Consider the following 12,757-nt stretch of genomic DNA (forward strand, 5'->3'; position numbering starts at 1 on the left):
GCCGGAATGGGCGAGTCCGCCCGTATCCCGGCAGGTCGCGGCACATGCCCGGCGCGAAGCACCTAGCGAGACCACCTACCGCTCCTTGAAACTGTTGCCCGCGATGGCGCTTTTCACACCACGGGGGTTCTCAATAGCGGGGAATTTCCGGTGACAGGTCGATGAACCATCCATCCGGCTGCCTCGTGTGACAGAGAAGGGGACGACTGAACCCCCGGCACATCGAACAGTTCCGCGCGTGGCGGGTCCGGATGCTCGGCTACTGCCCAGCCAGAGCCCGCCGCCACACATGACGAAGGCCGCCCCCCGAATTCGGAGGCGGCCTTCGTGCGCGGGGGAGATCAGGCGGTGATGCTGGCCTTCTCCAGGATCTCGCGAGCCAGCGCGGCGGTTTCGGACGGCGTCTTGCCGACCTTCACGCCCGCGGCCTCCAGCGCGTCCTTCTTCGCCTGGGCGGTGCCCGACGAGCCGGATACGATGGCGCCCGCGTGGCCCATCGTCTTGCCCTCGGGGGCGGTGAAGCCCGCCACGTAGCCGACGACCGGCTTGGTGACGTTGGCCTTGATGTAGGCCGCGGCCCGCTCCTCGGCGTCGCCGCCGATCTCGCCGATCATCACGATCAGCTTGGTCTCCGGGTCCTTCTCGAACGCCTCGATGGCGTCGATGTGGGTGGTGCCGATGACCGGGTCGCCGCCGATGCCGATGGAGGTCGAGAAGCCGAAGTCACGCAGCTCGTACATCATCTGGTAGGTCAGGGTGCCGGACTTGGAGACCAGGCCGATCGGGCCCTTGCCGGTGATGTTGGCCGGGGTGATGCCGACCAGCGACTCACCGGGGGTGATGATGCCGGGGCAGTTCGGGCCGATGATCCGGGTCTTGGCGCCCTTCTCCACGTTGTAGGCCCACGCGTAGGCGGTGTCCTGCACCGGGATGCCCTCGGTGATGACCACCAGCAGCGGGATCTCCGCGTCGATGGCCTCGATGATGGCGTCCTTGGCGAACTTCGGCGGCACGAACGCGATGGACACGTCGGCGCCGGTCTCCTTGATGGCCTCGGCGACGGTGCCGAACACCGGCAGCTCGACCGCGTTGCCGTCGGAGTCGGTGTGCGCGACGGTGGTGCCCGCCTTGCGCGCGTTCACACCGCCGACGATCTGGGTGCCCGCCTTCAGCATCAGCGCGGTGTGCTTGGTGCCCTCGCCGCCGGTGATGCCCTGGACGATGACCTTGGAATCCTTGTTCAGGAAGATAGACATTCTTTTCGTCCTTACTCGGCCGTCGTTATCGGGCGGCTGCCAGTTCGGCGGCCTTGTCGGCGCCTTCGTCCATTGTCTGCGCCAGCGTCACCAGCGGGTGCGCGGCCTCGACGAGGATCTGGCGACCCTCGTCCACCCGGTTGCCGTCGAGGCGGACCACCAGCGGCTTGTTCGCGTTGTCGCCCAGGATCTCCAGCGCCTTCACGATGCCGTTGGCGACCGCGTCACACGCGGTGATGCCGCCGAACACGTTGACGAACACGCTCTTGACCTGGTCGTCGTTCAGGATGACGTCGAGACCGGCTGCCATCACCTCGGCCGAGGCGCCACCGCCGATGTCCAGGAAGTTGGCCGGCTTCACGCCGCCGTGGCCCTCGCCCGCGTAGGCGACGACGTCGAGGGTCGACATGACCAGACCCGCGCCGTTGCCGATGATGCCGACCTCACCGTCGAGCTTGACGTAGTTGAGGTCGTTCTCCTTGGCCTTGAGCTCGAGCGGGTCGGTCGCGTCCCGGTCGGCGAACGCCTCGTGCTCCGGGTGGCGGAATCCGGCGTTCTCGTCGAGGGTGACCTTGCCGTCCAGCGCGAGGATCTCGTCCTGCGGGGTGCGCACCAGCGGGTTGACCTCCACCAGGGTGGCGTCCTCGGCGACGAACACCTCCCACAGCTTCTGGATGGTCACGGCCGCGGTGTCCAGCACGTCGGCGGGCAGGTGGCCCTGCTCAGCGATCGAACGCGCGAACGCCAGGTCGACGCCCTTGACCGCGTCGACGGGAACCTTCGCCAGCCGCTCCGGCTTGGTGGCGGCGACCTCTTCGATCTCCATGCCGCCCTCGACCGAGCACATGGCCAGGTAGGTCCGGTTGGCGCGGTCCAGCAGGAAGGAGATGTAGTACTCCTCCGCGATGTCCTTGGCCTCGGCCACCAGGATCTTCTTGGTGATGTGGCCCTTGATGTCCAGGCCGATGATGTTCTGCGCGTGCGTCAGCGCGTCATCCGGGGTGGCGGCGTACTTCACGCCACCGGCCTTGCCGCGGCCACCGGCCTTCACCTGGGCCTTGATCATCACCGGCTTGCCGATTTCCGCCGCGATGGCGCGGGCGTCCTCGGCCGTGTCCGTGACGCGGCCCTCGGACGAAGGCACTCCGTGCTTAACGAAGAGCTCCTTCGCCTGATATTCGAAGAGATCCATGTACTCACCGTCTCGTCTGCGTTGTGATGACAACGTCTTTGTTGGCGGCCCGACGTCGGAAGCGGGTCGGGTCGGACTCTAATCAGTCACATGGAGGGCCAATCGGCCACGTTCATCCTAAGTGGCGCAGGTCACGGAGTGGTCCCCAGGGCGGCAAAACCGCTGGCCAACGCTACTCACGAGTAGGTTGCTGGCACCGCGCCAGGTAGAGCGGGCGAACCCGGGAGCGAACCGCGATCTACTACGAATCGTCGTTGAACGACCTCTCCGGAGTGCCCATACAGCAGTGAGATATTCCGTGGGGTTAGGGTGATGAATCTCACATGTTTGTCACGGACCGCGCACACCGCTTGTGGGCACGACATCGTTTCGTTACCGTCATTGCGGTCGATGTCACAACACGGTCACGACTAGGAGGACGGCAAGCTTGACGCAGCACAGCACTCCGCAGACGGAGAGCCGCTCCGCATTCGACCGATCGACGCCGCTGGTCATGCGGCATCCGAGTTCCATCCGCTTCACGATGTGGCACCGCCGATGAACTACAGCTCCACCTTCGCTTCCGATGATCGCTTGCGGTCGGGACATCGTTATCGCCCCGACGACGAGCCCTTCGCTCCGGCGGCCCACCACGCAGGCCCCTCGTTCGACCCGCATCACGCCGGGTACGAGGCAGCGCCGCAGGCGGAATACGACTTCCGCCCCGCCGGTGGCGATTACGGCTTCGCGGCCGAGCCCGCTCACGATTCGGGCTACGACCAGCAGGCCTATGAGAACGCGGCCTACGACAACGCGTGGGACACCAACAGCGCGTGGTCGCAACAGAATTGGACCCAGCAGGACTCCTGGTCCGACGGCGGCGCCTGGAACTCCGGCGACGCGTGGGCCGAGCAGCAGCCCTGGACGCCCGACGAGAAATCCTGGGTGTCCGATACCGGCTGCTGGGCTCCCGAGGAATCCTGGGCGACCGAGACCCCCGAGGCCGAGGCCGACGAGGAGCCGAGCGCACCCGTCCTGCCGACCGTCATCCGCGGGGGCCGCTCCGCGAACAAGCGCGGTGGCGCACATCGGGTAGCGGCGCCGCCCGCAGCTCTCAAGGGTCGGGCCGCCGTCGCCGCCGTCGCCGCGGGCGCGGTCGTCGCGGCCGGGCAGGCCGCGTTCGCCTCGCCCGAACAGCCGTCGCAGGCGGTCGACTACGAAGCCGCCGGGCAGATCCACGAGATCGCGGCGCAGTCGATGAACATGGCCGATCCGACGGCAGCGCCGGACTCCCCCCAGGTGCTGAACGTCTCCTCGCCCGCCCACCTCGACCAGTTCAACGACATCCTGCAAAAGGGCCAGAAGTACGCCGAGGACCTCGCCGCCCAGGAGGCGTCGAAGTTTCGCCCGCTGTTCACCAAGTTCGCCGCGGGCACCTTCACCTCCGGCTTCGGCGCCCGCTGGGGCGTGCAGCATCTGGGCATCGACATCGCGGGCCCGATCGGCACCCCGATCTACGCCGTCGCCGACGGCACCGTGCTCGAAGCCGGTCCCGCGTCGGGCTTCGGCATGTGGGTCCGCCTGCTGCACGACGACGGCACCGTCACCATCTACGGCCACATCGACACCGCCACGGTGTCGCAGGGCCAGCGCGTGCTCGCCGGAGACCAGATCGCCACCATCGGCAACCGCGGCTTCTCCACCGGCCCGCACTGCCACTTCGAGGTCTGGCTGAACGGCGTCGACAAGGTCGACCCGCTGCCCTGGCTGGCGACCCGCGGCATCAGCCTCGGCCCGCAGCGCGACTGAACGGCGCGGCCACGGGACGCGTTCGGCGTGCCGCTTGGTCGGCGACGTCGAACGGCGGCCCAGGCCTGTATCGCCCGCACTGGGCGCTGCGGTCGTGTGGATCCTGCTGTGGCGGAAGAATCTTGATTCAGCGGTCTGCTTCCAGGCGGCCGAAGACGGGTTTACGTCGGCCTCATTGCACGACGTACAACGACGGACACGCAATTCAATGCGTTGCCTGCCGAGCGAATCTGGCAGGTGCTCGCCGATCCGACGCGATGGACGGAATGGAATGCGGGCATCACGGCGGTGCGGCTGGACGGGCCGGTAGTGGTGGGCACTAGCGGTAAAGAGTTATCTGTTCGATTGAACCGGGTAGTGCGTCGTGCAGCGAGGCGCTGTCATGTTGCCGTGCTGGCGAACAGTTCCGGCGCGGCCTTTCGCACCTTACGCAGAACTTTCGACGCCCGGTCCGAGGACACGGCGGACAGAACCGGTAGCGCGGACCGCCAGAGCTTCGCTGCGTCCTCGTGCCGTCCGAGACGCCAACGAATCAGTCCCGTTTCGGCGGCGGAAAGAGCGTGAATCCTGGTATGCGTCTCGGGGCTCCACATCGAATGCGACAAGTACAGGTACCGCTCGGCTTCAGCGTGATCACCCAGGGCGGCGAACGCTTTCGACGTCTGCCTGGCCACGCTCGCTTTGTTCGGGCACCAGAGCGCCGCCCACCGGGGTAACTCGGTGGTGATTTCCGTGGTGGTTATCCATGGTTCCGCCTCCCGCAAGGTATTGCGCGCTGCTAGATGCTGCCCCGTTTCGGCGTAGCAGCGCGCGAGACCGACCAGGAACAAAGACATGGTGTCCGGACTTACTTTGTCTCGCGCCGCTGCCGCTCCACGTTCGGCAAGCTCGACGGCATGCTGCGGCTGTCGCACATCGGTGGCGTGTAACCCGAGAATGCGGAAACAGAAACCGTCCTGTCCCGGGACACCGGACTCCTGCGCGAGCCGCAGCGCCGAGAGGAAATACCGCTGCGCGATTCCGTCCTCCCCCGCGTCGTGCGCTTTGAAACCCGCCAGGTATGCCAGCTCGGCGGCGGAGCTGAACGCGGCGGAGCGGACCGTCGAATCGGCGAACCGGGAACGCAGCAGTGACGCGACATCGGTGCTCAGGAATTCGGCGACAGCGGTCCGGCCGATACCGCCGCCCTTGACTTCGTCCAAGCGCAAGAAAGCGTCCGTGATCCCTTGGACGGCGCGCACTTCCGGCATGCCGACGTGCGCCGAGTCATCGACTCGCACCAAGCGGGCCATGTCCGATTGCGACACCAGCGCGGTCGCCGAAAGCGCCGCGCTGTAGGCGGACGTGCGCAGGAACGACCGCCGGTCGACATCCGCTCGGCCCAACATACCGACCAGTGTGACAGGGTCGCATGTCACTTCGCCGCACGCGCGCGTGTAGGCCGCCACCACATCTGCCGAGGCGACGCGCGTCCCCGTCTCGACATGCCCCAAGTAGCTGCGCGAGAACGGTATTCGCGCCGCCAGATCGGCCAGTGAGAGCCCCGCCGCCTGCCTGGCGGCTCGCAAACGTTCCCCGATGTCAGGAGGCAACCCCCCGTCCGTCCCCATGGGTGAATCGTAGGCGGATCGGTAGACGTGCTGTAGCCGTTTTACCAGTCCAGAGCGATGTTTTCCGCGCGACGCTTGCAGCCGCACCCACCCGGCGGGCGCGTCTGCTCCCGTCTGGAACGGACGCACCGCGAGCCGTGAGCGGCCCCCGGTGAATCACACCCCGCCGGGTGGTGCGCCCAGAGGACGAGCGAGAGCAGGGGTGAAACGCGATGGGGTTCAATTGGTGGCGAGACGCCGAGCCGGATGACATGTCGGCGCAAGCGATCATCGACCGGGTAGCCGCCGAGTGGCGTGCCGAGCGCGAACGCGAACGGATTCGCGCCGAGCGGCCCGACCCCGGTCTGTGGCCTACCGGCTGGCCGCATGAAGCTCCCGAGCACCCGCTGAGCGTTTCCGAAGCGCACCAGACGATGCAGCGGCACAGGGAATGCCGCGCGGACCAGTGCCCGCGTAAGGCGGCCGCCCGGCAGACGCTCATCGACGCCGGGCGCATGAAGCCGGACACCTCACGGGAGGAGCGCTGAACGCGTTGCCGCCGCGGGTCCGGTGCGGGCCGGCCCGGTCGCACTGGACGCGCCTTCGAACAGGCAGGAACTACTCGGTTCACAGGACTCACCACCGCCGTCGCCTCGGACACCCGGACGGCGACGTGACCCCGATCAGTTCCGCACGTGGACCGGCACGTTGGTCCAGCCCGCGACGCTGGTTTGCGTCGCCTTCCGCAAACCCGCTCTCATCCAGCCGATGGTGGAGGGCAACGACGCGCAGATTCACGATCGTGCGGCTGGCCGTGTCGCACTACCTCGTCGCAGGCGACGACAAGGCGGCCTTCCTCGCCCAGCTCCGTCATGCGACGGGGATCGACGCGTCCCACCGGCAGGCACGGGCCGGTCGATGAGGTCGCCCGCGCCTCGCGGCGCTGTTGCGAAGCCGGTGGTGGGCTGTTGGGAAAGCCAGGTGCCGGCCGACGATTCGGGTTCGCCTGCCTGTCCGCCCCTTTCAGGGCTTGGGCTTGCGCTTCCAGACGAGGAGCATGGAGTCGCCGGCGGGTTTCCATGGCAGGAAGATGGCAACGGCACCCGCGACGATCAGCGACGCCGAAACCGTCACGTAGGACGCGAGTTGGAACCCCTCCATAGACGCGGCTTTCATCGCGTAGATCAGGTCGGCCTTCTGCTGGGCGAAGGCGGGGTTGGTGGGACGCTTGGCCATTTCGAGTACAGCGATGACGCTTTCGCGGGCGAAGCTCTTCTCGTTCGGGGTCATCAGGAAGTCGGGGATGGCATCGATGCGCGGTCCGACCTCGGTTGTGTACACCGACGCCACGATCGATCCGAGCACCGCGACGCCGAGAGTTCCGCCCGCCTCGCGGGTGGTGTCGTTGACCGCCGAACCGGCTCCCGCCTCATCGAGGGCCACCGAGGACATGATCGATTCGGTCGCCGGGCCCTGCACGATCGCCAGCCCTAGACCCATCAGCACCATCGAGACGAGCACAGGACCCACATACGGTGTCTCCACTTTCACCTGACCGGCGATGAACATTCCGACACTCATCACCACCAGCCCGAGGACGATGACCGCCGTGGTGCCGACCTTCTGGGCGATCAGCGTGGCCAATGGGGCGCCGACGGCGATGGCCACGGCGAACGGTAGCGAGTGCAACCCGAATTGCAGCGGCGACAGCTCCATCACTCCCTGGAAGTATTGGGTGATCATGAACAAGAACCCGAACATGGAGAAGTAGCCGACCGCGATCGCCACCGCGGGCAGGGAGAATCGCCGGATTCGGAACAGGTTCATGTTCAGTACGGGCGAGGCAGTGCGCATCTCCCACCGGATGAACACCGCGAAGCAGACCACGGCGAAAACGAAGCAGGTCAGGCTGATCGGGGAAAGCCAGCCCTGATGCGGCGCGGCGATGATGGTCCACACCAAGGTGGTGACGCTCACGAGCGAGAGGGCGATGCCGATCACATCGAGCCTGCCGGTGTGTGCCGCCTTCGACTCCGGAAGCAGTATGCGGGCGAGAAGCAGGACGATCGTGGCGACGGGAACGTTGACCCAGAAGACCGAGTGCCAGGAGAAGTGCTCGAGTAGCCAGCCGCCCGCGGTGGGCCCGATCGCGATGGCGAAGCCTGCCATCGCCGTCCACGCCGCGATGGCGACGGTCCGTTCCCTGACGTCGGTGAAGATATTGATGATCAACGCCAGCGTCGCGGGGAATACAGCGGCGGCGAACACTCCCATAGCGGCGCGGGCCGCAATCACCTGCCCCAGGTCGGTCGCCAACGCGCCACCCAGAGACATGACGGCGACGCCGGCCAGTCCGAGCATCATCACCATGCGGCGGCCGTAGCGATCTCCGAGGTGGCCGAACGCCAGCAGCAAGCCCGCGAAGGCGAGCGTGTACGCATCGACCACCCACTGCAGTCCGCTGAAACCGGCGTGTAACTGCACCCCCAGGGACGGCAACGCGACGTTGACGACGGTGTTGTCGAGCACCACGAGCAATTCCGCGATGCAGATGACGACAAGGGCCGGCCACCGCCCCCGCGTGCTCGGGGTTGCGGTGTGCGCAGCCCGCGCGGCCGGCTCGGCGACAGATGAGTGGGGCATGGGAAATCGACTCCTCGTCATTGCGATGCGGGCCAGGCGGAAAGTGGCTGCCGACCCCGACCGGGCACGGCGATAGCCACCGCGGACCGGCAGCCATGGGGGTGTCGGCGGGCAGCTCGATTCCGCCTCAGCACCGCCTTTGTGGGACGCCGACATCAGGCCCCCGGGGTGGGGTTCGGACCGGTTCCCTCCGACAAATTGATGTTACTTCGCGTAACGCTAACGGCAGCGTAATAGAACGTCTGGTCTATCGCAAGCGAGGGATCGCGCATTCTTCGAAGAGATCTACAGACGAGACTTCATCCAGAAGACTGAATGGTCTACTGTTCGGTGCGTCGCTAGGCTGGATGGCCTGTACTGAGGGGAAGAGGCTCATGGCTGCGGATGCGCGACGGCGCTTGATCGAGAGCGCGATCGAGCTGATCAGACGCCGAGGGGTGGCCGGCACCGGGGTGGCCGATCTGCTCGAGCACAGCGGCACCGCACGACAATCGATCTACAAGCATTTTTCCGGCGGAAAGACGGAGTTGATCGAGGAGTCCGTCCGGACCGCGGGCGCCTGGATCGAGCAGATGATCGAGCAGATGGCCGAGACGCTGTCGTCACAGGAAATGCTGCGGGCCTTCGTCGAGTATTGGAAATGGGTGCTGGTGACCAGCGACTACCAGTCCGGGTGCCCGGTCGCCGCCGCGGCATACGGGGGAAGCGAAGCACCGGCCGCCCGAGAATTATCCAGCCAGGCATTCCGGCGCTGGGAACACCACCTGGCCGAGAAAGCCATCGCGCAGGGCGTACCAGCCCGGACAGCCCAGAGCCTGGCGACCACGACAATCGCGGCGATCGAGGGCGCGGTCATGATGTCGATCGCAGATCGCAGCATCGCACCCCTCAACCGCACCTACGACCAGCTCCGCGAACTGCTCGGAATCCATCTCGAGGCACCCTGACTACGCCGCCCATCAAGACAACGGACGCGGACGGTCAGCTATGACATCAACGTATGTGGACGCCTAGGGTGCGGCCGTGATCGCGAGACCGAGCAACGCGATGACCTTGGCGACCTCCAGGCCGATGTACCAGTAGTGCGCGTGCGAGCGCGGCAGATCCTCGCCCGCCAGCACGCGATCGGCGCGGCGGGACAGCGGCGGGCGTACCACGAGGATCTGGACGCCCAGCAACACCACGGCCACGCCCAGCCACAACCAGGTCGGCTTGCCGGGGCCCGCGATCAGTGCGGCGACCACCAGCAGCACGGCGAGCACGGCCTCCGCGGCGTTCAGCGCACGGAACACCAAGCGGCCGATGCCGAGTCCCAGCGGCAGCGTGACCCCGGGTGCACGGAACTTCAGCGGCGCTTCCAGGAACGAGATGGCCAGCACCATGCCGAGCCACAACATGGGCAGAAACCACAGGATGTGCTGCGCGACCGTGTCCATATCGCGGACCTTACCGGCGGAACGCGTCCGCGCGGCAGGGCCCGAAGGCCCGACCCCGGTAGCTCAGAGCTTGACCAGCGTCCGGCTGTACTGCGGGATCAACCTGATCTTGCCCGCGGTGCCGAAGTCGATGGTCACCGTGGCCAGCGGCCCGAAGCCCTCCGCGGCGATCACCCGGCCGAGACCGTATTTGTCGTCGCTGACCCGATCGCCCACGGCGAGCACCAAGTTCGTGTTGTTGCGGGTCGCGCCACCGGGAGCGGGTCTGCGCGGGCCGCGATCGCGCAAGCCGGGCCGTGGCTCCGACCACCCGTCGCCGCGCGTCCAATCCCGTTCCAGCCCGTCGTCGTCACCGCCGCGACGCCGCAAACCCCTCGTTCCGGGCGATCCGGCGGGCTCGAGCCTGCGCCAGTCGATGAGGTGGCCGGGGATCTCTTGCAGGAAACGCGATTCCGGGTTCGACACCGGCTGCCCCCAGCCGGACCGCACCACCGCCCGCGTCAGGTACAGGCGCTGCCGGGCCCTGGTGATGCCCACGTAGGCGAGGCGGCGTTCCTCGGCCAGCTCGGTCGGATCGCCGAGCGCCCGCATGTGCGGGAACTGCCCATCCTCCCAACCGGTCACGAACACCACGGGGAATTCCAGGCCTTTCGCGGTGTGCAGCGTCATCATCGTGACCACGCCGGAGCCCTCGTCCGGGATCTGGTCGGTGTCGGCCACCAGCGAGACCCGCTCGAGGAACGCGGCGAGCGAACCGGGATCCGGCTCCCCTTCGCCCACCTCGGGCAGCAGCCCTTCCTGCCGGGCCGCCTCCGCGTTGTTCTGCGCCTCCGAGCTGAATTCCCGCGCGACGCTGACCAGCTCGTTGAGGTTGTCCAGCCGGGCGCCGTCCTGGGGGTCGTCGGAGGCCTCCAGTTCGGCGCGATAACCGGTGCGCTCCAGCACCGCTTCGACGACGTTGCCGACATCGGGGAAGTCGGACTCCGCGCGTTCGCCCGCGGCCCGGATGTCGTCGAGCAGCTCCAAAAAGCCCGCGATGGCTCGCTGCGCCCGCGTGTTCAGCAGCGCCACCTTGCCTTCGGCGGCGTCGCGCAGCGCGGCCGCGAAACCGATGCCGCGCTGTTCGGCATGGACCGCCACGCAGGCTTCGGCGCGGTCGCCGATGCCGCGGCGCGGTGTGTTCAGGATGCGGCGCATGCTCACCGCGTCCTCCGGGTTCTCCAGCACCCGCAGGTAGGCGACGATGTCGCGCACCTCTTTGCGCTCGTAGAAGCGGACGCCGCCGACCACCTTGTAGGGCAGGCCCATCCGGATGAAGATCTCTTCCAGCGCGCGGGAGTTGTTGTTGGTGCGGTAGAACACGGCGACGTCGCCGTAGTTGGCCTCGCCCTGGTCGACCAGCCGGTCGATCTCGCGCGCGACGAACGACGCCTCGTCGTGTTCGTTGTCGGCGACGTAGCCGGTGATCAGATCGCCCTCGCCGGAATCGGTCCACAGCTTCTTCTCGCGCCGGTTCTCGTTGCGCGAGATCACCGCGTTGGCGGCGGAGAGGATGTGCTGTGTGGAGCGGTAGTTCTGCTCCAGCAGAATGGTTTCGGCGTCGGGGAAGTCGCGCTCGAACTCCTCGATATTGCGGATCGTCGCGCCGCGGAAGGCGTAGATGGACTGGTCGGCGTCGCCGACGACGCACAGTTCGCTCGGCGGGACCCGGTCCTCGGCGCCGTCTTCCACGTGGTGGCCGACCAGCTCGCGGACCAGGACGTACTGCGCGTGGTTGGTGTCCTGGTACTCGTCCACCAGCACGTGCCGGAACCGGCGGCGGTAGTACTCGGCGACCTGCGGGTGATTCTGGAGCAATGCCACCGTCTCACCGATGAGGTCGTCGAAGTCCAGCGCGTTCGCCGAGCGCAGCCTGCGCTGGTACTCGGTGTAGACCCGCGCGACCAGGCCGGGCAACTCGGTGTCGTCGGATTCCGCGTCGGCGGTGGCGCGGGCCGGATCGATGAGTTCGTTCTTCAGATTGGAGATCGCCGTCGCCAGCAGGCGCGCGGAGTACTTCTTGGTGTCGATGTCGAGGTCGCGGCTGATCATGGTGAGCAGGCGCCGCGAATCGTCCGCGTCGTAGATCGAGAAGTTGGAGTTCAGCCCGGACAGCAGCGCCGCCTGGGTGCGCAGGATGCGGACGCAACTGGAGTGGAACGTCGACACCCACATGGCGTTCGCCCGCGGGCCGACCAGTCCGGTCACCCGCTCCCGCATCTCCGCGGCGGCTTTGTTGGTGAACGTGATGGCCAGCACCTGGCCCGGCGTGACGCCACGGGCGGCCAGCAGGTAGGCGATGCGCCGGGTGAGCACCGCCGTCTTGCCCGAACCCGCGCCCGCCACGATGAGCAGCGGGGATCCGGTGTGCACGACCGCCGCGCGCTGCGGCGGATTCAAGCCGTCGAGCAGCCGCTCGGCCTCCTCGGCGCGCCGCTGTTCCCGCTCGGCGCGCTGCCGCTCGCGCTCCGCGTCGGTCGGCGGCGCCGCGCCGACGGCGGCGGGCTGCGACCCCTCCGCCGCGTTACCGCCGGCGAACTGCGGTTTCGATGCCGGATCCGGGTGCACGATCCGACCGGCCTGCGTCTTGGGAGCCACCGTGATGTCCATCGTCCATCCACGCTACCGGCGGCCACCGACACAGATGAAGCCCCGGGTGAGATCGGTATCGGTCCGGCGCCGGATGGCTGAACGGCGAGTGAACTCCCGCTGGTGGGAAGGGCGGGTGAAACAACCTGCGAATCTCGCGCGATTCCCAAACGTATATGTTTTGCATACCCCCCAGCCCGTGGCACACTGGCGACATGCTCAGCG

9 protein-coding genes are annotated in these 12,757 nt (G+C 67.3%); 3 read left to right on the forward strand and 6 right to left on the reverse strand.

Going from position 1 to position 12,757, the window contains the following annotated elements; translation table 11 throughout:
- Positions 1-341: 341 nt before the first annotated feature.
- Positions 342-1,256, reverse strand: a complete 915-nt coding sequence (gene sucD, locus ACZ6DL_RS12105) for a succinate--CoA ligase subunit alpha (RefSeq protein WP_357130856.1) — start codon at positions 1,254-1,256, stop codon at positions 342-344.
- Between the two features lie 25 nt (positions 1,257-1,281).
- Positions 1,282-2,448: an ADP-forming succinate--CoA ligase subunit beta gene (gene sucC / locus ACZ6DL_RS12110; RefSeq protein WP_466050563.1), complete on the reverse strand. Its 1,167-nt coding sequence runs from the start codon at positions 2,446-2,448 to the stop codon at positions 1,282-1,284.
- Positions 2,449-2,985: 537 nt separating this feature from the next.
- Between sucC and ACZ6DL_RS12115 the strand changes: the two genes are divergently transcribed.
- Complete coding sequence (locus tag ACZ6DL_RS12115; RefSeq protein WP_466050565.1) at positions 2,986-4,236, forward strand: M23 family metallopeptidase; 1,251 nt, start codon at positions 2,986-2,988, stop codon at positions 4,234-4,236.
- Between the two features lie 380 nt (positions 4,237-4,616).
- On the opposite strand, the gene ACZ6DL_RS12120 is transcribed toward ACZ6DL_RS12115, so the two are convergent.
- On the reverse strand, positions 4,617-5,846 hold the full coding sequence (locus tag ACZ6DL_RS12120) for a helix-turn-helix domain-containing protein (RefSeq protein WP_466050566.1): 1,230 nt from the start codon (positions 5,844-5,846) through the stop codon (positions 4,617-4,619).
- A gap of 212 nt (positions 5,847-6,058) precedes the next feature.
- Between ACZ6DL_RS12120 and ACZ6DL_RS12125 the strand changes: the two genes are divergently transcribed.
- Positions 6,059-6,373, forward strand: coding sequence for a hypothetical protein (locus ACZ6DL_RS12125; RefSeq protein ID WP_466050568.1), 315 nt, complete (start codon positions 6,059-6,061; stop codon positions 6,371-6,373).
- 475 nt (positions 6,374-6,848) lie between these two features.
- On the opposite strand, the gene ACZ6DL_RS12130 is transcribed toward ACZ6DL_RS12125, so the two are convergent.
- The gene (locus ACZ6DL_RS12130; RefSeq protein WP_466050570.1) at positions 6,849-8,468 is read right to left on the reverse strand and encodes an MFS transporter; all 1,620 of its coding nucleotides are present in this window, start codon (positions 8,466-8,468) and stop codon (positions 6,849-6,851) included.
- Positions 8,469-8,842: 374 nt separating this feature from the next.
- Here ACZ6DL_RS12130 and ACZ6DL_RS12135 point away from each other — a divergent pair, with 374 nt between their 5' ends.
- A complete protein-coding gene (locus tag ACZ6DL_RS12135) occupies positions 8,843-9,415 on the forward strand; it encodes a TetR/AcrR family transcriptional regulator (protein ID WP_466050571.1) in 573 nt (190 codons plus the stop codon).
- A 63-nt stretch (positions 9,416-9,478) separates the two neighbouring features.
- Here ACZ6DL_RS12135 and ACZ6DL_RS12140 read toward each other — a convergent pair whose 3' ends face one another.
- Together ACZ6DL_RS12140 and pcrA are read right to left on the reverse strand one after the other, a co-directional pair.
- Positions 9,479-9,904: a hypothetical protein gene (locus tag ACZ6DL_RS12140; RefSeq protein ID WP_466050573.1), complete on the reverse strand. Its 426-nt coding sequence runs from the start codon at positions 9,902-9,904 to the stop codon at positions 9,479-9,481.
- A gap of 63 nt (positions 9,905-9,967) precedes the next feature.
- Positions 9,968-12,553, reverse strand: coding sequence for a DNA helicase PcrA (gene pcrA / locus ACZ6DL_RS12145; RefSeq protein ID WP_393233549.1), 2,586 nt, complete (start codon positions 12,551-12,553; stop codon positions 9,968-9,970).
- Positions 12,554-12,757 lie beyond the last annotated feature (204 nt).

Source organism: Nocardia sp. NPDC041819 (genome assembly GCF_055590505.1).

Coding starts and splice junctions, on each gene's coding strand:
- ACZ6DL_RS12120 (WP_466050566.1), bottom strand. CDS start 5,846: ATGGGGACGGACGGGGGGTTGCCTCCTGACATCGGGGAACGTTTGCGA.
- ACZ6DL_RS12140 (WP_466050573.1), bottom strand. CDS start 9,904: ATGGACACGGTCGCGCAGCACATCCTGTGGTTTCTGCCCATGTTGTGG.
- sucD (WP_357130856.1), bottom strand. CDS start 1,256: ATGTCTATCTTCCTGAACAAGGATTCCAAGGTCATCGTCCAGGGCATC.
- sucC (WP_466050563.1), bottom strand. CDS start 2,448: ATGGATCTCTTCGAATATCAGGCGAAGGAGCTCTTCGTTAAGCACGGA.
- ACZ6DL_RS12115 (WP_466050565.1), top strand. CDS start 2,986: ATGAACTACAGCTCCACCTTCGCTTCCGATGATCGCTTGCGGTCGGGA.
- pcrA (WP_393233549.1), bottom strand. CDS start 12,553: ATGGACATCACGGTGGCTCCCAAGACGCAGGCCGGTCGGATCGTGCAC.
- ACZ6DL_RS12125 (WP_466050568.1), top strand. CDS start 6,059: ATGGGGTTCAATTGGTGGCGAGACGCCGAGCCGGATGACATGTCGGCG.
- ACZ6DL_RS12130 (WP_466050570.1), bottom strand. CDS start 8,468: ATGCCCCACTCATCTGTCGCCGAGCCGGCCGCGCGGGCTGCGCACACC.
- ACZ6DL_RS12135 (WP_466050571.1), top strand. CDS start 8,843: ATGGCTGCGGATGCGCGACGGCGCTTGATCGAGAGCGCGATCGAGCTG.